This window comes from Thiorhodovibrio winogradskyi (assembly GCF_036208045.1).
Taxonomy (GTDB): Bacteria; Pseudomonadota; Gammaproteobacteria; order Chromatiales; family Chromatiaceae; genus Thiorhodovibrio; species Thiorhodovibrio winogradskyi.
In genome coordinates, this window is the sequence record NZ_CP121472.1 from 411,063 (window position 1) to 433,164 (window position 22,102).

General features: G+C 57.0%; 20 protein-coding genes. 12 read left to right on the forward strand and 8 right to left on the reverse strand.

What is annotated here, in order from left to right:
• Both Thiowin_RS02075 and Thiowin_RS02080 read left to right on the forward strand, forming a co-directional pair.
• A complete protein-coding gene (locus Thiowin_RS02075; protein WP_328986093.1) occupies positions 1-990 on the forward strand; it encodes a lysophospholipid acyltransferase family protein in 990 nt (329 codons plus the stop codon).
• On the forward strand, positions 987-1,976 hold the full coding sequence (locus tag Thiowin_RS02080) for a lysylphosphatidylglycerol synthase domain-containing protein (RefSeq protein WP_328986094.1): 990 nt from the start codon (positions 987-989) through the stop codon (positions 1,974-1,976). The genes Thiowin_RS02075 and Thiowin_RS02080 overlap by 4 nt, the downstream gene beginning before the upstream one ends.
• Positions 1,977-2,216: 240 nt before the next feature.
• Here Thiowin_RS02080 and Thiowin_RS02085 read toward each other — a convergent pair whose 3' ends face one another.
• A complete protein-coding gene (locus Thiowin_RS02085) occupies positions 2,217-2,729 on the reverse strand; it encodes a hypothetical protein (protein WP_328986095.1) in 513 nt (170 codons plus the stop codon).
• A 904-nt stretch (positions 2,730-3,633) separates the two neighbouring features.
• On the opposite strand from Thiowin_RS02085, the gene Thiowin_RS02090 reads away from it, so the two are divergent.
• The 9 genes from Thiowin_RS02090 (at position 3,634) to Thiowin_RS02130 (ending at position 11,362) form a co-directional block, all read left to right on the forward strand.
• Positions 3,634-3,786, forward strand: a complete 153-nt coding sequence (locus Thiowin_RS02090) for a hypothetical protein (RefSeq protein ID WP_328986096.1) — start codon at positions 3,634-3,636, stop codon at positions 3,784-3,786.
• 198 nt (positions 3,787-3,984) lie between these two features.
• Positions 3,985-4,710 carry an aquaporin Z gene (gene aqpZ, locus Thiowin_RS02095; protein WP_328986097.1) on the forward strand — a complete coding sequence of 242 codons (726 nt, stop codon included), beginning with the start codon at positions 3,985-3,987 and terminating at the stop codon, positions 4,708-4,710.
• Positions 4,711-5,091: 381 nt separating this feature from the next.
• The gene (gene sat, locus Thiowin_RS02100; RefSeq protein WP_328986098.1) at positions 5,092-6,279 is read left to right on the forward strand and encodes a sulfate adenylyltransferase; all 1,188 of its coding nucleotides are present in this window, start codon (positions 5,092-5,094) and stop codon (positions 6,277-6,279) included.
• A gap of 158 nt (positions 6,280-6,437) precedes the next feature.
• Positions 6,438-7,280: an adenylyl-sulfate reductase gene (locus Thiowin_RS02105; RefSeq protein ID WP_328986099.1), complete on the forward strand. Its 843-nt coding sequence runs from the start codon at positions 6,438-6,440 to the stop codon at positions 7,278-7,280.
• A gap of 81 nt (positions 7,281-7,361) precedes the next feature.
• Positions 7,362-7,844, forward strand: a complete 483-nt coding sequence (gene aprB, locus Thiowin_RS02110) for an adenylyl-sulfate reductase subunit beta (RefSeq protein WP_328986100.1) — start codon at positions 7,362-7,364, stop codon at positions 7,842-7,844.
• Positions 7,844-9,706, forward strand: coding sequence for an adenylyl-sulfate reductase subunit alpha (aprA, locus tag Thiowin_RS02115; RefSeq protein WP_328986101.1), 1,863 nt, complete (start codon positions 7,844-7,846; stop codon positions 9,704-9,706). Before aprB ends, aprA begins: the two co-directional genes overlap by 1 nt.
• Before the next feature lie 195 nt (positions 9,707-9,901).
• A complete protein-coding gene (locus Thiowin_RS02120; RefSeq protein ID WP_328986102.1) occupies positions 9,902-10,252 on the forward strand; it encodes a hypothetical protein in 351 nt (116 codons plus the stop codon).
• Between the two features lie 51 nt (positions 10,253-10,303).
• Positions 10,304-10,813 carry an FKBP-type peptidyl-prolyl cis-trans isomerase gene (locus tag Thiowin_RS02125; RefSeq protein WP_328986103.1) on the forward strand — a complete coding sequence of 170 codons (510 nt, stop codon included), beginning with the start codon at positions 10,304-10,306 and terminating at the stop codon, positions 10,811-10,813.
• A 204-nt stretch (positions 10,814-11,017) separates the two neighbouring features.
• Positions 11,018-11,362, forward strand: coding sequence for an HIT family protein (locus Thiowin_RS02130; protein WP_408034150.1), 345 nt, complete (start codon positions 11,018-11,020; stop codon positions 11,360-11,362).
• Positions 11,363-11,462: 100 nt separating this feature from the next.
• Here Thiowin_RS02130 and Thiowin_RS02135 read toward each other — a convergent pair whose 3' ends face one another.
• From Thiowin_RS02135 to Thiowin_RS02150, 4 genes are all read right to left on the reverse strand, one after another.
• Entirely contained in the window at positions 11,463-11,813 is a 351-nt protein-coding gene (locus tag Thiowin_RS02135; RefSeq protein WP_328988184.1) for a hypothetical protein, read from the reverse strand.
• Between the two features lie 134 nt (positions 11,814-11,947).
• Positions 11,948-12,109 (reverse strand): hypothetical protein, encoded by a 162-nt coding sequence (locus tag Thiowin_RS02140; protein ID WP_328986105.1) that lies wholly within the window; start codon positions 12,107-12,109, stop codon positions 11,948-11,950.
• Positions 12,110-12,594: 485 nt separating this feature from the next.
• Positions 12,595-13,275: an adenylyl-sulfate kinase gene (gene cysC / locus Thiowin_RS02145; protein WP_328986106.1), complete on the reverse strand. Its 681-nt coding sequence runs from the start codon at positions 13,273-13,275 to the stop codon at positions 12,595-12,597.
• Positions 13,276-13,767: 492 nt separating this feature from the next.
• On the reverse strand, positions 13,768-14,034 hold the full coding sequence (locus Thiowin_RS02150; protein ID WP_328986107.1) for a hypothetical protein: 267 nt from the start codon (positions 14,032-14,034) through the stop codon (positions 13,768-13,770).
• 179 nt (positions 14,035-14,213) lie between these two features.
• On the opposite strand from Thiowin_RS02150, the gene Thiowin_RS02155 reads away from it, so the two are divergent.
• Entirely contained in the window at positions 14,214-14,804 is a 591-nt protein-coding gene (locus Thiowin_RS02155) for an AAA family ATPase (protein ID WP_328986108.1), read from the forward strand.
• 10 nt (positions 14,805-14,814) lie between these two features.
• Here the strand turns inward: Thiowin_RS02155 and Thiowin_RS02160 are convergent, their stop codons facing one another.
• The 3 genes from Thiowin_RS02160 to Thiowin_RS02170 are packed head-to-tail and all read right to left on the reverse strand — an operon-like array spanning position 14,815 to position 21,915.
• Positions 14,815-15,993, reverse strand: coding sequence for a DUF4214 domain-containing protein (locus Thiowin_RS02160; protein ID WP_328986109.1), 1,179 nt, complete (start codon positions 15,991-15,993; stop codon positions 14,815-14,817).
• The gene (locus Thiowin_RS02165) at positions 15,954-21,704 is read right to left on the reverse strand and encodes a DUF4347 domain-containing protein (protein ID WP_328986110.1); all 5,751 of its coding nucleotides are present in this window, start codon (positions 21,702-21,704) and stop codon (positions 15,954-15,956) included. The genes Thiowin_RS02160 and Thiowin_RS02165 overlap by 40 nt, the downstream gene beginning before the upstream one ends.
• Before the next feature lie 58 nt (positions 21,705-21,762).
• Positions 21,763-21,915, reverse strand: coding sequence for a hypothetical protein (locus tag Thiowin_RS02170; RefSeq protein ID WP_328986111.1), 153 nt, complete (start codon positions 21,913-21,915; stop codon positions 21,763-21,765).
• Positions 21,916-22,102: the final 187 nt, after the last annotated feature.

Sequence of the window (22,102 nt, forward strand, 5' to 3'; positions counted from 1 at the left end):
ATGGTCCCTCCCGTGGCTGACATGCCCGAGCCAGCTAACCGTGCCCGCGTGACCTTTCCTCTCGCGTTGCTGTATCCCCAGCACTGGGCTTCCTGGCTGTTGGTCGGTCTGATTTGTTTGCTGGGGCTGCTGCCGTTCAATCTGTTGGTGGCCCTTGGCAAGGGACTTGGCCGGGCGCTCTATCGGCTCGGCGGAACCCGACGCCAGGTGGCCTTGATTAACCTTGGGTTCTGTTTTCCCGAGCTCACCGAGGTCGCGCGTGAGCGCATGGCACGGGAGCATTTTGCTTATCTCGGCGCTGCTGCCCTGGCCCAGGGTGTGTGCTGGTCTTCCTCGCGGCAGCGTTTGACCCGTCTGTTGGATGTCCAAGGAATCGAGATCCTCAACGAGGTCAAACAGAGCGGGCAGCCCTACATTCTGCTGGTTCCGCATTTCGTCGCCCTTGAGTTGGCCAGCGTGGCCTACTCCGCCGCCGTTGAGCCTGGGCTCTATATGTACCAGCGGATTCGCAATCCGGTTTTTGATTGGCAGGTGATGCGCGGTCGAACGCGCTTTGGGCACTTGCCGCTCGAACGTCATGATGATCTGCGCACCTTGATTCGCTCGCTCAAAAAAGGCACTCCCTTTTATTACTTGCCCGATCAGGACCCAGGCAAGCGTCGCGGAGTCTTCGCGCCTTTTTGTGGTCAGCCGGCCGCGACCGTTGGAACCCTAGGTCGCATTGCGCGCTTGGCCCGGGCAGTGGTGATCCCGGTATTCGTGCGCTTTGCCACTAACGGCCGTCGGATTGAACTGCGTTTTTCGCCGCCAATTCAGGGGCTGACGGGGACCGATCCCGCCATCGATGCTGGCTTGATGAACCAGGTCATTGAGGCTGAGGTGCGCCGCGATCCCATGCAGTATTTCTGGGTGCATCGGCGTTTCAAAACCCGTCCGCCCGGAGAACCGTCCTTGTATCCGCGCGCATCGCGGCGGCGTCGCGGCAGATGATGCCGCCGGCTGATGAGGACGCTGCATCGCCGTCGCCGGAAGAGATGACGGCGCAAGCATCGCGCAGGATAAAGCGCCCGTTTGAATGGCTGCTGGGCGGTGCGCTGCTGCTCGGGCTCATCCTGCTGGTGCAGTGTTGGATTGGTTGGTCGCGGTTGCTCGCGCCCTGGCTCGGGTTTCCACCCCTGATACTCATCGGGTTGCTGGGTCTGAGTGCTGGCAGTTATCTGGCCCGAGCGCTGCGTATCCAACTGTATTTCGCACCGCTAATGAATGGGGTTTTTCCAACGACCCTGCGGCTGTCGGTGTTACACACCACAGCCAATGTGCTCTTGCCCATGCGCTTGGGCGAGCTGGTTTTTCCCTGGCTGATGCGAGGCTACTTCGGCCACGGACTGCTGGGCGCAGGTGTCTCCCTGGTCTGGATTCGTCTGCTGGATTTGCACTTTCTGGCGCTAATCGCTTGGTTTATTCTGTGGTTGCGCTCGCCCTCCGCGCTCTGGCCGCTGGCGGCGGCTCTATGGCTGGCTCTGCTGCTGGTGTTGCCACTGGCAGCCCGACGCCTGTCGGCGCTGCCAGAATCCGGCGTGCGTTGGCGTCGCGTCCTGCGTTTTCTGGCGCAAGCCGCACCACGCGAGCACACCCGCCTGGCTGGCCTCTATGGCTGGACGGCCCTTTGCTGGGGAACCAAATTCATCGCCTTCGCCTGGGTGCTGGGCTATTTCCTGCCCCTTGACTTCTGGCGCTTGCTCGCCGGCGTCATGGGCGCCGAGTTATCCTCGGTGCTGCCTTTTCACGGCATCGGCGGCGCTGGCTCTTATGAACTTGCCACGCTCGCGGCACTTGTCCCTCTGGGCGTCCCAGCCAAAGAGGCCTTGGCCGCCGCAGTGAATCTGCATCTTTTCATGCTCGGCGCCAGCCTGCTGTTTGGCCTGCTCGCAATGGCACTGCCGGTACGGAGACGTGTGCGTCTTGAGATAGGTTAAGCTGGACTAAGCCTAACAAGGCGCCAACTCGCTGCGAGTACGCCCCAAGGTCTCTCTTGATATGGCGAAGAAATCGCGCAAGAAGCCACTGCTGTCGGGCAGTTGCACATGGGTCTCGTGCCTGGCATTAACCTGACTGTCATCCCTTAAGGTATGAGCCCTGTCGATATCTGCTGCAAATCAATTACCTTTGTATCAAGGATGGCAATGAACGGCTGCCGGTGTGGTTGCGAATATTTATCATGATGTGCCGCCATGATGTGACGCCATCCGATCAATCTCTTCAATTGATTTAACGATTGCCCACTGTAGCCAATTGCCGAGATCATCTTCGATAAGACGACTTTCGCAGCTTGCAGTGGGCGCCAGGAATGGACGGTTCACTCTGATTCTTAAGTCCCTGGGGAGTGACTGAGCGAGCCAAGGCATCAAATGCACAGCGCTCTCAATCTCGGCACGCGCAGCTTGCGGTGCTCCTTCTTCAAGATGGATGCGTATGAGTGAGAAGCTTGTGGCGATATGTCGATCATTCTGCTCTCGCAGTGCGACAAAGCTCTTCATGCTTTCTGTCAAACACGCATAACGCTTTGCTAGTGATAGGCTTTCGTCACGGGATGCTAGATATGTAACGAGTGCCTGCTCATATGCACTCCAATGGATATCGCCAGAATGATCGATCTGACTCCACTCGTGAACAAGCGAACTTGAATAGGGGAGGCTTGTGAAAAATGATTGCCATTGGTTTTGATACATGCGACTTCCAGAGTGTTGGTTGATGATTAATGGTGTTTTATTCGCGGCGGATTTCAAAGTACTCGAGATGATTCAGCGCCGATGCATCAGCACCAATGCAATGGCATACCTGATACAGACCACCTGGAATAGCCGCTAAAAACACCCTGGCAAACAGTGTTATACAGAGACAGACACTGAGATTTCCCGACAACTTTTTCTGGAAAATCCGGCTACAGACAAAACCGTCAGCGCACGGGGCTAGGCCTGATCGAGACACCTCACCAAGGGAGTGATTGCATCACTGCTAAAGATACCTCAGAGTCTGGTCCGGAACCCCCCTGTCATATTCCCGAAGGAATTTTTGAGGGTTCACACTTTCTGGATATTATTCTGGCGTAACTTGTACGATCCATCGGTTTTCGTGAATTCACGTTAACTGGCCATTTGCATCGGCCGCGCGCACCAAGACCGCGGGGCGATGCTGCCGATCAAGCCGTCGGTGCCGGTGATCAAAGCCTGTTTGCGGCATTTTGCTCAGGGTCAACTAAGTATAACTGGGACTCTGTTAAAGAGTCTGTCCTAATTTCTGCCTGATTTTCAAGCATTATCTCTGTACAGCCATCCGACCAACCGGGTGATGCCTGAGAACAAAGAACCTTGAGAACAAAGAATCTTGTGAACAAAGAATCATAGAAGGCGGAGGGCAAACAGACATGATGCTTGAGCCTGGTGCCGAGCTTAACCCGTTGACGCGCCAGTCTTAATGGCTATGATCAGAAAGGTTCTGAAGGTTCTGAAGGTTCCAATTCTTTAAAGATCAGCCTCGGCATGGCATGGCGGCGTTGCAAAACCCAGGAGATGTTAGTGAAGGAGTTGTGGCTGTAGCTGCTTGCCTACTATGTGATCCGCTTGCCGATGGCCCATGTTTGTAATCCAAGGTGAGGCCAAGAGCGGCTTGGTTGATCGGGTGTACGTCGATCTGTCGTGGCTGCGCGACCGTCACGGTCAAGATTTTCTCAGCCTTGCGGTTCTGCCCGACACCACGCCGCCACTTACATGTCACCACCTATTCTGATGGAGCTCCAGTGGTGTGCGACTTCCATTATGGCAGGGGACCATGAGGACTTTGATTCAGATCTGTTTATGATTCGGCACTAACAGTAGAAGCTTGTCGCGGCGCAAGGTATCATCCAGCGTCCGCCGTCTCAAGGGTGGTGGACATTGTTACCTCACCCTAATTACTTAATGACTGGGAGTGCTGTCGATGTCTCTAATGAAACGATCTGTTGCTGAGTTGGTCGGTACTTTCTGGCTTGTGCTTGGCGGCTGCGGGAGCGCGGCGCTGGCCGCGGTCTTCATGGCCGGTACGAACGACATTGGCATTGGACTCTTGGGTGTCTCCTTGGCCTTTGGGTTGACCGTGCTGACCATGGCCTATGCTATTGGCCACATTTCTGGCTGTCATCTCAATCCTGCCGTGACATTGGGGCTCGCGGTTGGTGGGCGCTTCGGCTTCGCGGAGACGCCGGCTTATATCGTTTCGCAGACGCTGGGAGCGATTCTGGCGGCCGCTTTGTTGCTGGTGATCGCGACTGGTACCGACGGGTTTTCGCTTGGCGCCAATAGCCTGGCGGTGAATGGGTACGGTGAGTTATCGCCTGGCGGTTACAGTCTCATGGCTGGTCTGATCACCGAGGTGGTCATGACCTTCATGTTCCTGTTCATCATCCTGGGTGTGACCGATAAGCGTGGTACGGCCGTGGCGGGTGGTTTGGCGATTGGTCTGACGCTGACGCTCATTCATCTGATCTCTATTCCCGTCACAAACACCTCGGTGAATCCGGCGCGCAGCACTGGGCCGGCGCTGGTGCTGGCGCTTTCCGGTGAAGGAAAGGCCTTGGCGCAGTTATGGCTGTTCTGGGTGGCGCCTCTCCTTGGCGCCGCCTTGGCCGGTCTGGCCTATCGCTTCTTTGAGCAACCTCATAGCGCGACTGCATAAGGTTTCGGGCGCGGGGTGACCGCGAATCCGAGTCTGTGAGAAGCCCCGATCCGGGCGGCGAGTCGCCGTTTCGGACCTGGGGCTTTTCGTTTTCTGCGGGCTCGGCAGACTGTTGCCAAAACGATTGACTCAATTTCCCTTGGTTATGCCCGCCTGATGGCGCGCTCCAGTTTTCAGTTCCAGCGCAACCGAGGCGGTGGAAATTCCTGTCACTGCCGAGCCAGGTTTTCTGGTATGTTTCGGGGTTGCCCGGGCTTGGCCTTGCGCACAGGCCTTGGGCGGAATTAGTTCCAAACAGCGCTGACCCAGCGTTTTTTGCGCGTTCGCGAGCGCGCGCTGTCCGGTTGGCGTTTCCCACCTCATTGCCCCGGGAGGCCATGCATGATCAAACCCATCGGCTCCGACGAACTCAACCCCCGTTTTGTTTATGACCCTGATGAACACCATCGCCTTGCCCATGAAGCTGAGTCGCTGCCCTCGGTAATTGTCAGTTCCCAGACCGCCGGCAATGCGGTGATGCTCGGTGCCGGCTACTTCAGCCCGCTGGAGGGCTTCATGAATCTGGCCGATGCCTTGAGCGTCGCAGAGTCCATGACCATGACCGACGGGCGTTTCTTCCCGGTGCCTATCCTGTGCCTGCTGGAGTCCACCGATGCCATCGCCGGGGCCGAGCGCATCGCGCTGCGCGACCCCAATGTCGAGGGTCATCCGGTGCTGGCGGTCATGGAGGTTGCCGCGATCGAAGAGGTCTCCGATGCCCAGATGGCGCTGATGACCGACAAGGTCTATCGCACCGCCGATCCCGAGCATCCGGGGGTCAAGACCTTTAACACCCAGGGTCGGCTGGCGGTGTCAGGCGCGATTCAGGTGCTGAACTTCTCCTACTTCCAGACCGACTTCCCCGATACCTTCCGCACGGCGGTCGAGATCCGTAACGAGATCCAGGAACATGGCTGGAGCAAAGTGGTCGCCTTCCAGACCCGCAATCCCATGCATCGCGCCCATGAGGAGTTGTGCAAAATGGCCATGGACGCGGTCAAGGCCGACGGCGTGGTGATTCACATGTTGCTCGGCAAGCTCAAGCCGGGTGACATCCCGGCGCCGGTGCGCGATGCCTCCATCCGCAAGATGGCGGAGCTGTACTTTCCGCCCAACACCGTGATGATCACCGGCTACGGCTTCGACATGCTCTACGCCGGCCCGCGCGAGGCGGTGCTGCATGCCTATTTTCGCCAGAACATGGGTGCGACCGATTTCATTATTGGACGCGATCATGCCGGGGTGGGGGACTATTACGGTCCCTTCGATGCCCAGAGCATCTTCGACGACGAAGTTCCCGCCGGCGCGCTCGATATCGAGATTTTCCGCGCCGATCACACCGCTTATTCCAAAAAACTCAATCGCGTGGTGATGATGCGAGATGCCCCGGACCATGGCAAGGAGGACTTCATTTTGCTGTCCGGCACCCGAGTGCGCGAGATGCTCGGCCAAGGCGAGGCGCCGCCGCCGGAGTTCTCTCGGCCCGAAGTGGCGAAAATCCTGATGGACTACTATCAATCGCTTGGCTGAAACCCGTCGCCGGGCTGAAAGCAGTCGCTTAAATGACCAGGATTGGCTCTTGTAAGCCCCTTTACAAGCAGTTTAGTTGATCTCGGTCGATAGGCATTTCGTTAATTCGTAATAAAATAAAGCTGCGGCAACCTGCAGCTAACGGAGACCCTCAAACAATGATCACTAGTAATCCCTTCGTCGAGCTCTCGACGATCATCCCGCCTGGCGCGATGAAGGCCTATGTCGTCCTCATGGTCTTGCTTGTCATCGGTGGTACCCTGCTCGATATCTGGCACAAAAAGAGCGCGCTCTACTTCTTCGAGAAAGGCAAGTCGCTGAAAAAGCTGGCTAAGCGCGAGGTCAGCAGTGCCGAGAAGCTGACCATCGCCATCAGCACCATCAAGCATGAGGTGTTGTCCTCGGGCGAGTTCGAGAATCCTGACCGGCGTAAATCGCACCTGCTGATGATGTACGGCTTCATCGTCTTCGTGCTGACAACGGCCTCGATGATTTTCAGCCTGCCGGCCGCCGAGGGGCAGTCTTGGTTCCTGACCTCCCTACTATGGCATGCGGGCGCTGCCTCCATCTGTGTCGGCGGGTACTGGTTCTGGTTCAAAATCCGTGCCGACGTGCGCTCCGAGGGCCACGAGTGGTATGAGGTGCATCAGTCCGACATTTTCATCGTCTCCTTGCTGCTGATGGCCGGCTTTGCCCTGATTTGGTCGCTGCTGGGTCTGGGCGTGCTGGGTGGCTTCGCCTTCTTCGTCTTTATCGCGGCCGCGACCACGCTCTTTAGCACTGTCCTCTGGTCAAAGTTCGCGCACATGTTCTTCAAGCCCGCCGCCGCCTTCCAGAAGAAAGTGGCTAAGGCCGATGGTTCCCTCGATAAGCTGCCTGAAGTGCCCGAGTTGACCGACCCGGTCGTCAAGGAGCGCTTTCCGGATATTCCTGAGTACATGGGCGAGAAGCCCGCTTATATGGGCTTGGGAATCAAGCGTGAAGCGCCGAGCCATTACTGAGACTTATTGACTCAATCGGGTTTGCTCAATCGGGTTCACTGAATCTGGTTCACTGAATCAGGTCACGAAGAGGATTAGAAGATGCCAACTTTTGTTTACATGACCCGCTGCGATGGTTGCGGCCAGTGCGTTGATATCTGTCCGTCAGACATCATGCACATGGACTCCGTTGTCCGTCGTGCCTATAACATAGAACCCAACATGTGCTGGGAATGTTATTCCTGCGTCAAGGCCTGTCCGCACAATGCGATTGACGTGCGCGGCTACGCTGACTTTGCTCCGCTCGGCCATTCAGTGCGGGTGCAGCGCGACGAGGAGAAAGGCGTGATTGCCTGGCGGATCATTTTCCGCAATGGCGAGAAAGACATGACGCTGCTCGCGCCCATCACAACCAAGCCCTGGGGCCAAGCGATCCCGCAACTCGCCGACGAAGCCGAGCCTAGTCAAGAAATGCGCGATAGCCAGCACCTGTACAACGAGCCCAAGTACATTCGGCTGGATGATGGTGGTCTGCACACGCTTGAGTCCAATGGCCTTAAACTGAAAGAAGGGGTGTACTACTGATGGCTTTCAAGACAATCATCGAAGATGGCATCGACATCCTGGTCGCCGGCGCCGGCCTGGGCGGTACGGGCGCGGCCTTCGAGGCGCGTTACTGGGGCAAGGATAAAAAAATCGTCATTGCAGAAAAAGCGAACATTGACCGTTCAGGCGCCGTGGCGCAGGGCCTCTACGCCATCAACTGTTACATGGGCACCCGCTTTGGCGAGAACAACCCGGAAGATCATGTGCGTTACGCGCGCATCGACCTCATGGGCATGGTGCGCGAGGATCTGCTGTTCGACATGGCCCGCCATGTGGATTCCACCGTGCATCAATTCGAGGAATGGGGCCTGCCGCTGATGCGCAACCCCAAGACTGGTGCCTATCAGCGCGAAGGGCGCTGGCAGATCATGATTCACGGCGAGTCCTACAAGCCGATCGTCGCCGAGGCGGCCAAGAAGTCCGCGGACAAGGTCTTCAACCGCATCTGTGTCACTCATTTGCTGATGGATGAGAGCAAGCCGAACCGAGTCGCTGGCGCTGTCGGCTTCAATGTGCGCACCGGCAATTATCATGTGTTTAAGTCCAAGGCCGTGATCGTGGCCGCCGGTGGAGCCTCGAACATCTACAAGCCGCGTTCGGTCGGCGAGGGTGCCGGTCGCGTCTGGTACGCACCCTGGTCCTCCGGCTCCGCTTACGGCCTGTTGATTGGTGCCGGCGCCAAGATGACCCAGATGGAAAACCGCATCGTGCTGGCGCGCTTCAAGGACGGCTATGGTCCGGTCGGTGCCTACTTCCTGCATCTGAAGACCTACACCCAGAATTGCAACGGCGAGGAGTATGAGTCCAACTGGTGGCCGCAACTGCAGGAAATGGTCGGCAAGGAATACCTCGACCCCGAGGCCTCCCACCGCACCCATAGACCCATCCCGACCTGTCTGCGCAACCATGCGCTGATCAACGAGGTCAACGCCGGGCGCGGCCCGATTCACATGATCACCATGGAGGCCTTCCAGGATCCGCATCTGGAGGAAATCGGCTGGCACAACTTCCTCGGCATGACCGTCGGCCAGGCCGTGCTCTGGGCCGCCACCGACGTGGATCCGAAGAATGAAAACCCCGAGTTGACCACCTCCGAGCCTTATGTCATGGGCTCGCACGCCACCGGCTGCGGTGCCTGGTGCTCGGGTCCCGAGGACATCTCGCCACCCGAGTATTTCTGGGGTTACAACCGTATGACCACGGTCGAGGGGTTGTTCGGTGCTGGTGATGCCGCTGGTGGCACCCCGCACGCCTTCTCGTCCGGTTCCTTCACCGAAGGGCGGTTGGCGGCCAAGGCGGCCTGCAAGTACATCGACGATGGCAAGGCCGAGGGCATTCGCGTAACTGATGAGCAAATCGAGCGCCGTCGCGCCGAGATCTACAAGCCGATGGAGCATTATCGGGTCTATCGCAACGAGATCACCGCCGGTTCGGTCAACCCCAACTACATCAACCCGCGCCAAGGCCTGGATCGCCTGCAAAAGTTGATGGACGAGTATTGCGGTGGTGTGACTGTCAGCTACATGACCAACGAGAAGTTGCTGAATATCGGTCTCAAGAAGATGAAGATCTTCGAGGAAGATCTCGAGAAGATTGCCGCGGAGAATATCCATGAACTCCTGCGCGCCTGGGAGTTGAAGCATCGCCATCTCACCTCCGAGGCGGTCATGCAGCACACCCTGTTCCGCAAGGAGACCCGCTGGCCTGGCTACTATTACCGTGGCGATGTCATGAAGGTGGACGACGAGAACTGGCATGTACTGACCGTCTCGCGTCGTGATCCAGAAACCGGCGAATACACCATGGAAAAGGCGCCTTGCTACCATCTGGTTGAGGCCTAGGGGGCTGGGCGGGGCGAATTCATTCGCCCCGCCGTCCCGCTCTGCTCAATATCGACAATAAGCAAAATTTCATCGTGGATGCACGAGAAAGCAAGATCGACGCGTCCAGTTGATCTTTTTTTCTGTGCCTTCATTTTTCCACTCGCAACGATGAAAACATCATGGCGGAGCGCCGGCGATTGACGAGGATATGACATGAATATTATCGATCTAACGGACGAAGAGATCCTCGCGATTGCCCATCCCATGTGGGATGACTTGATTAAGTATTCCAACCAGGGCGCATACGGTAAGTTCATCAGAAAATTCTCCTATGACCTGCTGCTTGGACTGAATGAAGTCGAAATGGGCAAACAGTTCGCACACAGCGAGTTATCCCGTAATCTGGTCGAGGAACGCGACTTTCTCGGACTCATCCGCCGTGGTGAACATGTGACCGCGCTTTATCGCGTGCGCAGCAAGACGCGGGAAGGCGAATGGCTCGGGCGCATGGTCCTTGGCTTTGAGAAAGGCGAAGTCCGGATTTTTGCCGCCTCGATTTTCTGATCGCCCTTGATTTAGACTTCGACTTCAGGCAATCCGGCCCAAAAGGAGACCATGAATTCAGTCATTCAGGACAATAAGTTTGTCGAGCTAACCTATCGCGTCCTCGATCAAAAAACCGGCGATGTGCTGACGACCGTGGATTTTCCGCTTGGCTATGTGCACGGCACCAATACCGTCTTGGATGCTCGGGTGATGGCGGAACTGGAAGGGAAGCAAGCGGGAGAGACGCTGTCGGTACCCATTGATTGCACGGATCTTTATGGCTCGCGCGACGAGTCCCTAGTCGTTACCGACTTGATCGAGAACGTTCCCGAGGAGTATCGCGAACTTGGCACCCGCATTGTCATGGAGAACGCCAAGGGTGAGACCAAGAGTTTTCTCGTCACCCGAATGGATGACAAAACGCTCACCATTGATGGCAATCATCCGCTCTGCGGCCGGCAGGTGGTCTTCGAGTTGGAAGTGCTGAAGGTGCGTGATGCCACCGAGGAAGAAATTCTCGCCGGCGGCAAGCTCGAACAGGGACCCAATCTTGGTGGGGCCGAAACAAGACCAATCTGACCAGAGGCAGCGCTGGATAGTGCTTGCACCTAGGGGGCGATGTATTTGCCCAATTGCCTATCCTTCAATTGGAGCGCCGCAGTGGTGTATTCCTTTCAATGATCATGACCCATACCCAAGTTTCGCGCGATGTCTGATAACAACCCTGCTCCAGTCACCAAAGAAGAATGCCGCTTTTGTGTGTCAAAACCCGGCCGTCAGCTGATGATCGAGAGCACGCAGGGTTTTGCCGCTTATGATCGCTTTCCCGCCAGTCCAGGCCACTTTCTGGTCATTCCCTATCGCCATTTCGCCAGCTATTTCGACATCAATGATGCCGAGTTGGTCGATCTTTGGGGCTTGGTTAAACGCGGCAAGGAGATGGTCGAGGAAGCCTACCACCCGGATGGCTATAACATCGGCATTAACGTCGGCCACTGGGCTGGGCAATCCATTCATCATCTGCACATCCATGTGATCCCGCGCTACAAAGGCGATGTCGAAAATCCCAAAGGCGGCGTGCGCGGCGTGATTCCGCACAAGAAACTGTATCACCTTGCCCAGGATTAGAGGCAGGGGATTCGATAAAGGGGGCTGTCCCGGAGTCAGCAGAAGGTAATGGCTTCAGCCGCGACAAAAAAAGTGGTTAATTCTTAAGCTGAGCTAAGGGTTAAGGATGGAATAGCTTCCGCATCGCGCCATAGACCTGCTCATAGGTATAGGCATTCTCTCCGCAATGGATGAGTTCGTCATCTTCCGCATCATTCTCAGTGGCAGAAGATGCGCGAAATGTCAGGTAAGGGTGAACCTCTAGGCCCTCGATTTCAATTCCTGCCAGATCATCAATGATGCCAGTGATGCTCAGCGCGATTTCGGCCGTCAGGTCTTCGATTCGCGCTTGGTCAAATCCTGTTTCTTGAAGCTTGGCTTCTTGAAGCTTCATTTTGATCCGTTCAACGATCTCCGCGGTAAAAATCCGCTGTAGTTCGTCGAATTGCTTACTGTCTAATCTCAGCTTCATGCTCAAGACCTTTGCAGCCGCGTCAGCCTAGGTTTGGGGCTCACGCGGCTGCATGTGCTCAGATACGCGCCTACATTACATTGGTTGTGTCTAACCAAGGACGCTAGTATGGATCGCTCATTGGGTTCTTTTGGCTAGGGGCGTTTGGGCGTCTGATAAGGGACTTCCTTCTGGAACTTGTCCCAAATCACATCGTATCCAACATAGCCCTTATCGTTAGCTTGTTTTTGCCGGGTCAAAACAAAGCGGCTATGGCCGTCTGGAACCTGGGGGCGGGTCTTTGGTTGATCGCTCATGACTGACCTCTGCTAATTCATTAGGCTTAGGATTGTAGGACTGGCTATATTAACGCAATTCGGCATGGGATATTGTGTTTTCAGTAAAAAACACCACTAGAACGCTATCGCGTCGCGCTCATGCTGTCAAGCTGGCGCAAGCAAGCCCAGCGATTCAAAATTTTGGTGTTTCATCTTGTGTAGAAGCGGCTTCCAGCCGCTTCATGACGCGCCAACTGATGACAGAGCCAACAATCAGCCGTTGGAAACCGAAATATGGAATTGCTGGCTGTTGCCAAGATAATAGCGAGGGTTCAAAAATAAGCGATACAACTTAGCTTCGAAAAGTCGGGCGCGCTTCGCTTAGCCCGACCTACCCTGTAGCGCTCATTTGTGCGCTCGTACAGATCTGACAGTTAGTGCTCCAGCGGTCATGCAACGCGGTGCCAAGGCTGCCAGGCAGATTGGTTCAGGCAGGCCTGTTCTGGCCAGGAATGCTGGAGCCATTAGTGCGCGGTGGCTGGCCTGTTGGCCGGCAGAATGCCGCGACTGATAAGATACTCGATCACCTCGACGGCCAGCGCCTCGGGCGGGCGTTCACCATCCGCGTGCAACACCAGTTCTGCTGCCTCCGGGGCCTCATAGGGATCGTCAATGCCGGTGAAATGTTTGATTTCTCCAGCGCGGGCCTTTTTATACAAGCCTTTGGGATCGCGCTCCTCGCAGATTTCGAGCGGGGTATCGACGAACACCTCAATAAAGTCACCCTCGCGCATGGTGTCTCGTACGCGCTGGCGGTCGAGACGATAGGGGCTGATGAAGGCGGTCAATGCGATCACCCCAGTCTCGCAAAAAAGTTGTGCCACGGCACCAATACGACGGATGTTCTCTTCCCGATCAATTGCCGTGAAGCCCAGGCCAAAGCGCTCGGCAAAAGCCTCCCCATGGGTCTCGCGCAGCATACCGGGGCCGGCATTGAGTGCATGGCGCACATTATCCCCATCGAGCACGGCGGTCCGGACGCCACGTTCACAAAGCATGTGGTCGAGGATGTTCGCAAGCGTGCTCTTGCCAGAACCGCTTAAACCGGTAAACCAGATCACACAGCCGCGATGGCCGTTGATGCGCTCGCGGTCGTCGCGGGAGACACGATGTTCGTGCCAGGTCACATTGGTATCGTTAGTCATGGATAGATGTCACTCAGTCAGTAGCGATCAGTTGCAGAGCGCATCGGGGGTGTCTGACAGCAATCCCGGGCGCTTGTGGCTTTGACACAAAAAAAGACTGGGCGAGGGGCCGAGTTCTTTTATTCTTGTGTCTCTAGTGCGTCGGGTCAAAGGACCGAATTTCGTTATACGGTGTTGGCCCCATTAGATTCTGATTCCCAATCGATTGGTGCAGTACAACAAATTAAGATTGCAAAATCAAATCTCAGAACGGGTGCCGTCTCCGCATGGATTCCATTGAGCAGATCGACAATCGTTCTTGGGTCGGGATATTCATGTCCGACGGCATTGAGCAGACCGCGTTGCCGTTCCCAGTCGGTGGTCTAGGTGACGATTCCCTGCTTTTCCATGAGTGCATGCTAGGGAGTGCATGCTAGGGAGTGCATGCAAGGGAGTGCATGCAAGGGAGTGCATGTCCTGTAATTGTTTTCTCATAGACTACTGCAAGTTAATCTATTTTTTAACTTTTATAAGCGCTCGCCCTGCATTGTAGCCTCCGGAAAACGACCAGCGATACCAATAGGCGGCTTTCAACGAGGCGTTTCTGATTCGCACCGTGGCCATGGGTCGGAAGGGGCTGTCAGGGAGCTGTTGGATCTCGGCGAGCGACATCTCGTCGGCGAGGCCGACATGAATTTGGAAGTACGGATGAATCCAGCGCGTGGCGGGCTCGTCGCTATCTAGCAGGGGAACCGGCGTGGTGCCGATCAGTGGCGACATGGCCAATAGGGGCAGCAGAATTGAGATTCGGCTGACGGGCATGGGAAAAGGGTTTTGATCTGCAGCAGCAGGCGATAGCCGTCACCGTGGACGGACTCAAATTGCTTCCGTGCCCTGTCGCGCATTGAGACGGCGGATTTTCTCGCACAAATGCCGGATCACATTAGATTCGCCAAGCCTTGCACAACCACCTCGACGCCCAGGTGGCGGATTTCGGGGTCCGCTATGCCGACTGGCTTGGTGACGACCTACAAGCCCATCCGAGCGACGGTCTTGTGGCCTTGCGTGCCGCCGTCAGCGCCGCACACGCCCGAGGACATGACTTGTATCTGCTGATTGATGAATACGACAACTTTGCCAATGAGCTGATGCACGGGCGGCGGGCGGACTACGATGCCTTGGTTTCGGGCGAAGGGTTGCTGAAGACGGTGTTCAAGGCGGTCAAATCCCTGGCCTCGGGAGCCGGCATTGATCGGCTGTTCATCACAGGCGTATCGCCCGTGGTGCTGGCGTATGTTTCCAGCGGTTACAAGGTCTCCAAGGATGTCAGTCTTGATGCGAACTGTGTTTATCTGGTCGGCTTTAGCGAGGCGGAAATCGCCGCCGTGCTGGATCAGCTTGCCGCCGAGCGAGGGTGTGACCGCGACTGGTCGGCGCGCATGCTGGACACCATGCGCACCTGGTACAACGGCTATCGTTTCGGCTACGAGCCTGGCCCTTCTATAGCAATCAATAGTCTTTTCCCCCGGCCCAACCCAGGCCGGGTCTGATGCTGGCTGTTTATCCCAGCAGTTGCGCGCCCGGCTCGGCAGGTGCCGCCTGCCCAACTAGGCCCACAAGGGCGCTGTCATCAAGCCCGCTGGCTTGGGCGTCGAATGCTGTCGGCAAGAACCGCTCCTGATACTCGCTGCTGGTCATGAAGCCAGCAATCGTCCCCAGTTCATCATTGCTCTGGGCAAGTTGGCTCTCCCACCAGGCCACACCGGCGTCATCCGGGGCACGATCCAAGATTGAGAGATAGAGACTGTTGAGCAGCAACCTGTCTTCCCGGAGCGCCAAGTACTCGGGCTGTTGCGCCAGTTCCAGCAGCAACGCGCCCGCCGAGCTACCTGTCTCCAGGGCTTGGGTCCAGGTGGTGCGTTCCTGCTCGCTCGGGGCGCGCTCCAGCATCGCGCCGAACAGGGTCTCAACCCGCTCCGCACTGGTCAGCGGACCGTGCTGATCGAGGAGCTCGGATGACTGCAGGAAGGCATTGGCGATCTGCTCCATCGCAACGCCAGCTTGAGACTGGGCAACCCAGTAGTCCAGCCCACAGGCATCGGGCGCGCGCCCCAGCACGCCCTCGTAATAGCGCCCAATCAGGCCCGCCATGGTTTGATATTCCGGCGCCTCGACAAAGGCCGCGACCACCTCTGCGTGGCTCGCCCCGACTTGGAGCTGGTCGGTCCAATAATTAAGCCCAGCGTCCTCGCCTTCGCGCCAGAGCAGATCGCGGTAAAGCTGCTGGACAAACAGCAGGTTGTTATTGACTACATCGTTGTCTTTCAGCGCCGGGTCGAGTCCGAGCGTGACTTCCAATGCATCGGGCACCCCATCGGCATCGCTGTCCGGTTGAAATGGCCGATAGGGACAGTCCACCATTGGTGGCTCGCGCAGGTCACGATAGCCGGGGGCCCCGGGGTCGGTGATCGCCCCGTCGGCCGGGTTGGTGTCGAAAGGACCGTTGTCTTCGATGACAAAATCAAGCCGTGTCATGTTGCCGACACTGATCACTTGCCCCCCAAACTCTGGGCTGGCCAGATTCACCCAGTCGCCAGTGCTGGTCTGCTTCCAGAAGCCATTGACTTCAAGGTTGCCGTCGATCAGAAGACTGAAAGGCACCGCGTCGTCGCCATTGCTGATCTCGGCGTCGAAGCCGATCAGGCCGAGCGGCATGGCGAGATCGGCAGGGCGATCCACGGGGCGTCGATTTGGGTGACAGCGCGAATGGCGATGCCACCGGTTGGCACCGGCGCGGTTCCATTGCCCTCATCGGCAGACGCGCCTGCGACCAGGGTCATGAACACCGTGGGTGCATCAGGGTTGGCCGAGATCTGGTCGGTCTCGCGGATGGGAACCGAGGCGACATCGGTCTGCTCGCGATCAGCGATGCCGTCGCCGTTACCGTCACCGGTGGCGCCGCCCTCGACTAGCGGTGGGACGAAGTCTTCGACGACCTCCGGAACACCGTCACCGTCGTCGTCTGGTAGTGTTTCCCAATCCTCAGGGGCTGGCAGGACGGGCTCTGGTTCGGGCTCTGCTTCGGGCTCTGGTTCGGGCTCTGGTTCGGGCTCTGGTTCTGGCTCTGGTTCTGGTTCTGGCTCTGGCTCTGGCTCTGGTTCTGGCTCTGGCTCTGGTTCTGGTTCTGGTTCTGGTTCGGGCTCTGGAGCAGGCTCATCAACATCGGTCAGAGTGACACTGATGGTCTGGATGTCGCTACCACCTTGGCCATCGCTGGCTTGAACCGCGACCTCATAGCGGTTATCGCGATCACTGTCGCTCGGGTTCTCGAAGTCTGGTGCGCTCAGGAAGGTTAGCACGCCGCTGTTGGCATCGATCCTAAAACCGGCTTGATCAGCACCACCGGTAATCGCGAAGCTCAGTGTGTCGCCATCGCGATCAGCGGCTGTGACTTGATTGACGCTGAGGTTGTTCTCGGCCAGGCTGAGCGTTGCGGTATCGCCGCCCCCATCAGAGGTGATCTCGGGGGCGTCGTTGACGTTGGTGACCGGATCGGTGGCGGTGCTTGCGATCGGACCTTCGGCGGTGCCTTGGCCGTCGGTGTAGCTGACCTCCAGGGTGATGGCCTTGCCGACCTCGGCTTGGGTCAGGGTGTAGCTGTTGGCGGTGGCACCGGTGATGATTGCGTCATCGGCCTTCCAGGCGTAGCTGAAGCTGCCCAGGCCATCGGCATCGGCGAGCGTGCTGGTATCGGCGGTGAGGGTCTCGCCCTGGGTGGCAGTGCCGGTGATGCTGACCGTGCCTGTCGGAGCATCGTTGACGTTGGCGACTGGATCGGTCGCGGTGCTCGCGATCGGGCCTTCGGCGGTGCCTTGCTGGTCGGTGTAGCTGACCTCGACGGTGATCGCCTTGCCGACCTCGGCTTGGGTCAGGGTGTAGCTGCTGGCGGTGGCGCCAGTGATGATTGCGTCATCGGCCTTCCAGACATAGCTGAAGGCGCCCAGGCCATCGGCATCGGCGAGCGTGCTGGTATCCGCCGTTAGGGTCTCGCCTTGGGTGGCGGTGCCGGTGATGCTGACCGTGCCGGTGGGGGCATCGTTGACGTCGGTGACGCTGACCGTGATGGTCTGGGTGTCAGTCCCCCCCTTGCCGTCGCTGGCCTGAACCTCGACCACAAAGGTGTTGTTGCCGGCGGTGTCGCCCTGGTCCTGAGGGTTCTCGAAGTTTGGCGCGGTCTTGAAGCTGAGCGCGCCGGTGTTCTCATCGATCTGGTAAAGGTCTTGGTCGGCACCACCGGTGAGGATGAAGGTCACCGTGTCGCTGTCCGCATCCGTGGCGGTGACGGTGGTGACGGTGGTGGTGTTCTCGGTGACGTCGACCGCGGCATCCTCGCCGCCGCCGTTGCTGGTGATCTCAGGCGCCTCGTTGACGTCGCTGACCGTGAGGCTGAAGTCGGTGGTCACCGCGCTGCTGCCGTCAATGGTGTTGTCCTGGACGTTGACGGTGACGGCGTAGCTGGCTTTGCTCTCGTAGTCGAGGCTTACGCCGGCTTTGAGGTAGAGCACCCCGCCCTCAACCTCAAAGCTGTCGGCGTCATCGCCGCTGAGGGTGATGGTGTTGGTGCGGTGCGCGTCGTCGGTGATGGCGATGTCGGCGACTTTGACGCGGTCGCTGGTGTCGGCGCTCTCGGCGAGTGTTGGGGTGGTGTTGGTCAGAGCAACCGCGGTCGGGGCTTCATTGACGTCGGTGACGCTGACGGTAACCGCTTGGGTGTCGCTCAGCGTGCCGGCGCCATCGTCGGTGGCGATGACGTTGAAGCTGTAGCTGGCTTTGGTCTCATAGTTGGCGCTGTCTTTGAGGGTGACTTCGCCGGAGCTGGCGTCGATATTGAGCGAGTCGGCATCGGTGCCGGAGAGGCTGTGAGTCAGGGTTTGTCCGCTGTCGGGGTCGCTGGCCTCGGCGTCATAGATGACCGTGGCGGTATCGGCGTTCTCGGCGACGCTGCCGGTGGCGCCTGAGGTGATTTCGGGGGCTTCGTTGGCGTCCGTGACCGTGAGGCTGAAGTCGGTGCTGAGCGCGCTGCTGCCGTCAATGGTGTTGTCCTGGACGTTGACGGTGACCGCGTAGCTGGCCTGGGTCTCAAAGTCGAGACTCACCCCGGCTTTGAGGTAGAGGACGGTGCCGTCGATCTCGAAGCTGGTGGCGTCATCGCCGGTGAGGGTGATGGTGTTGGTGCCGGGCGCATCGTCGGTGATGGCGATGTCGGCGACTTGGATGCGGGCGCTGGTGTCGGTGCCCTCCGCCAGGCTGCTGGTGCAGTTGGTGAACGCCACTGCGGTGGGCGCCTCATTGATGTCGGTGACGGTCACGGTGATGGTCTGGGTGTCGGTGCCGCCTTTGCCGTCGCTGGCTTGCACCTCGACCACGTAGGTGTTGTTGCCGGCGGTGTCGCCCTGATCCTGGGGGTTTTCGAAATTCGGGGCGCTCTTGAAGCTCAGGTCGCCGGTGTTGGCGTCGATCTGGAAGAGGTTCTGGTCAGCACCACCGGTGAGGCTGAAGGTCACCGTGTCGCTGTCCGCATCCGTGGCGGTGACGGTGGTGACGACGGTGGTGTTTTCGGCGACGTTAACCGACGCCGTATCGTCGCTACCCGACGTGATGACCGGGGCATCGTTGACGGGAGCGATGGTGATGGTCGAGGTTGCGACCGCCGAGTTGGCGTCGCCGTCGTTGACTACCCAGCTGAGTGTTCTTGTCGTGCTGCTTGAGGTGGGATTGTCGCTGGATGAGGCATATGTGACGGCCCGCAGGGCGTTCTGGTACTGCGTGACCGTTGCGACGCCGCTCAATGACAGTACTCCGGTTCCGCTGTCAAAGGAGGCAGAGATGTTGCCGTACAAATCCGCATCGTTGTTTGTGAACGAAAGGGTGTCGTAAGCGGATTCATAATCAGAGGTAATGCTTACCGTGGCCGAGGCCAGGTTGCCGTTTTCATTGTCCCTGATGATAACGTTTTCCAGAGCATTGACCGTGCTGTTTTCGGTGTAAATGATGATGTTGGAGGTCTCGCCGCCAAGCCGTATTTCAGAGACCTGGACTTCAGACGGGCTCGTCCTGGTGGAATCAAATGTCAATTTGTAGTAGCGGTAACTTGTACTGTTTGTAAATGAAACAATTGGGAAATCGGTTTGCCTGCCTGTCGGCGGGTTGAGACTCCCGGTAGCAATCTGAGTAAAGTCGGTATTGTCAGTCGAACCAGAGAGGGTATAACTGGTCGGATCTCGATTTTCTGCATCGTTTGCCGTTGTCAGGCCTAACGAGGTCACAACATAATTGGCCCTTGCATCGATGAAGACACTGGTGCCGGCACCGTCTACGTTTGGATAGCCGTTAGGCCCCCAGTTGAGGTATTTGGTGCTGGTATAATCATCAAAAGCGTATTTGACAACCTCCGAGGTCGGGGAAGTACCGTCGGCTGAGAATGCCGATTCAGGCAATCCGGTTGTGATATCCGTGGTGGATACATAGGTCGTGATGGTAGGCGTATCGTTGACTGCGGTGATATTGACCGTATAGGTATTCTCGTCCGTCCCACTCTGGGCGTCGGTGACCCGGATATTAAACGATTCACTGGTATTGGCTGTTAATGCATTGATTGCGGTAGCATTGGGAACAAACGCATAGTTCCCACCTGTCTGGATATACAAATCACCATAGGTTCCATTCTTAACATAGTTGTATGCCTGGTTGTTCACGGCACCTGTCGGAACCGTTGTGGAATCAACCAGACTGTAGGTGAAACTGCTCCCATCTACGTCCGTTGCACTGAAACTACCTTCCTGGATTGCAAAAGAGTCGTATGCGGCGGTGTCGTTCAAATTCAGGGTGACTGCGCTCAAAACAGGATTATCGTTGACAGCTGTGACACTGATACTTTGTGTGGCGCTATTTGATGAATCCTGAGTACCATCATTCACACGATACGCGATTGAATCGGCACCATTAAAGTCAGAATCAGGCACATAAATTACCTTACCAGCGCTATTTGTGATAGCGGTCCCAGTGACTGTAATTTGTGCCCCTTTCGTCGTTCCATCTGCCGTTTGAAATAGACTTCCAGAACTTGGTAGTGTGGTGATAATTGTCTGAAGAGTATCCGTCTGCGTATTGCCATCGTTATCCGCATCAGAACCACCAAAGGTCCGCACTGCAATCCCGGCTGAATCTTCTTGAGTGGAAATCGCCAGAGATAACGTGTTGCTAGAAAAGCTAACGCCATTGTTCAGGGTTCCAGTGCCAACGTTCACGGAACGATCAGCAATAGATGTCCCGGAGCCTTCATCCATGTTCCAATAGCCAACTAAATTCGTCTCATTGCCAAGAAGAGTGCGATAAAAATTATCTTGAATTTGAGTTTGAGTTAAAGCAATGTCCCAGACACGAACCTCATCCATGCTCCCATTGAAAAAGAAAGACTGAGCACCAGAACTTGTTGCGCCTAAACTAAAGTCCAAAGTGCTTTTAGCCAAAGAGTTGAATGGTGATGATCCCGTATTTGTATTAAATGTTTGATCTAAAATTCCGTTTATATATATTTGAGCAGTTCCAGAATTGAAAACCAAGGCGACATGCGTCCAGGTATTTTGGGCAATCGATGAAACACTTGCGAAGTTCTTTTCGTCGCTTGAACCGTTACCGGAGAGCCATACGCCGACCTTGTCGCCAGAAAGGGCTAATAAATAATTATCTGACGAATAGTCGGTATCCACATACCCCCCGAATGCGGTCCACTTACCCATGATGTGTTGAACACCGGTCAGACTACTCGGATTGATCCAGGCCTCCATCGTCAGGCTCGATGTAATGCTGTAGCCGGTATCAGACATAGAGACATAATCATTGCTGCCATCAAAACTGATCGCAGTACCAAATCCAGCAACCGGTACGGCCAGTACCTCGGAAAATGCTGTGGCCTCCAGGGGCTTTGCATCTACAACACCTGTTACTTCCTCCAGCAGCCAATCCCCCCCAAGATCCGTTGCGCCGGTGGCATCATCAGAGGCGGCCACATCGGCCCCGGTCATCTGGGCCAGTCTGCCGATGAAATCCACTCCCGTCGCGCCGGCGCCGACATTACAGCCGTAGAGCAGAATATCGCCGTCTGCGCTCAGGCTCTGGCGAATCACCGCCAGTTCATCGACATGGGTTTCCAGGGTGTCGTTATTCAGGCTGGCGCTGCTGAGCTGGACGTGCCCGGCGCTGCCGTGGGAAAGGACATGCAAGGCCTCGATACCGCTGCGCCCTTCTAGCGCCGCGGCCAGTTCGACCCACCCATCGCCCTGCCCACTGAGCAAAATGACCTCAAGCCCCGCCTCGCGGGACGCTTGTTCGAGGATCTGATAGTCCTGGACTTGGGTATCGATGACGGCGATTTGGTTTTGTGTGGGCATGGCCATTACTCTTTGATTCATCGGTAAACAGAGTGGGCGCTTGAGAAGAAGGGCGGATTTAGCCGATGGCAGGCTGGCGCAGAACTTCCGTGCTGGACTGGAACCGCTGCCGATCGCCGAGCAGGTGCCATTCGGCGGCCGACGGCAGGCCGGCAGTCAGGGTGGCGCGTGCGGCCACGCGGTGATCGATAAAAACACTAGGGTGGATCATGATAGGTTCCTCGGTCAGCAACGCGGCCGCGCAGCACGTTCGAGAGTGAGCTGCGCACAGCCTGGATCGAAAAATTTGCCTTGATTTATCAGGACGATTTTTCCTAACCCTACAAAAACCTTCATAGAATGATAAAAATTGATGGTTTTTGATGCCGCACAAGCAATTCTTCACTCAATGGTCCGGT

Bases quoted from the DNA above. Each gene is read 5' to 3' on its own strand.
- Thiowin_RS02075 (WP_328986093.1), top strand. From the start codon at position 1: ATGGTCCCTCCCGTGGCTGACATGCCCGAGCCAGCTAACCGTGCCCGC.
- Thiowin_RS02080 (WP_328986094.1), top strand. From the start codon at position 987: ATGATGCCGCCGGCTGATGAGGACGCTGCATCGCCGTCGCCGGAAGAG.
- Thiowin_RS02085 (WP_328986095.1), bottom strand. From the start codon at position 2,729: ATGTATCAAAACCAATGGCAATCATTTTTCACAAGCCTCCCCTATTCA.
- Thiowin_RS02090 (WP_328986096.1), top strand. From the start codon at position 3,634: ATGTTTGTAATCCAAGGTGAGGCCAAGAGCGGCTTGGTTGATCGGGTG.
- aqpZ (WP_328986097.1), top strand. From the start codon at position 3,985: ATGAAACGATCTGTTGCTGAGTTGGTCGGTACTTTCTGGCTTGTGCTT.
- sat (WP_328986098.1), top strand. From the start codon at position 5,092: ATGATCAAACCCATCGGCTCCGACGAACTCAACCCCCGTTTTGTTTAT.
- Thiowin_RS02105 (WP_328986099.1), top strand. From the start codon at position 6,438: ATGATCACTAGTAATCCCTTCGTCGAGCTCTCGACGATCATCCCGCCT.
- aprB (WP_328986100.1), top strand. From the start codon at position 7,362: ATGCCAACTTTTGTTTACATGACCCGCTGCGATGGTTGCGGCCAGTGC.
- aprA (WP_328986101.1), top strand. From the start codon at position 7,844: ATGGCTTTCAAGACAATCATCGAAGATGGCATCGACATCCTGGTCGCC.
- Thiowin_RS02120 (WP_328986102.1), top strand. From the start codon at position 9,902: ATGAATATTATCGATCTAACGGACGAAGAGATCCTCGCGATTGCCCAT.
- Thiowin_RS02125 (WP_328986103.1), top strand. From the start codon at position 10,304: ATGAATTCAGTCATTCAGGACAATAAGTTTGTCGAGCTAACCTATCGC.
- Thiowin_RS02130 (WP_408034150.1), top strand. From the start codon at position 11,018: ATGATCGAGAGCACGCAGGGTTTTGCCGCTTATGATCGCTTTCCCGCC.
- Thiowin_RS02135 (WP_328988184.1), bottom strand. From the start codon at position 11,813: ATGAAGCTGAGATTAGACAGTAAGCAATTCGACGAACTACAGCGGATT.
- Thiowin_RS02140 (WP_328986105.1), bottom strand. From the start codon at position 12,109: ATGAGCGATCAACCAAAGACCCGCCCCCAGGTTCCAGACGGCCATAGC.
- cysC (WP_328986106.1), bottom strand. From the start codon at position 13,275: ATGACTAACGATACCAATGTGACCTGGCACGAACATCGTGTCTCCCGC.
- Thiowin_RS02150 (WP_328986107.1), bottom strand. From the start codon at position 14,034: ATGTCGCCACTGATCGGCACCACGCCGGTTCCCCTGCTAGATAGCGAC.
- Thiowin_RS02165 (WP_328986110.1), bottom strand. From the start codon at position 21,704: ATGCCCACACAAAACCAAATCGCCGTCATCGATACCCAAGTCCAGGAC.
- Thiowin_RS02170 (WP_328986111.1), bottom strand. From the start codon at position 21,915: ATGATCCACCCTAGTGTTTTTATCGATCACCGCGTGGCCGCACGCGCC.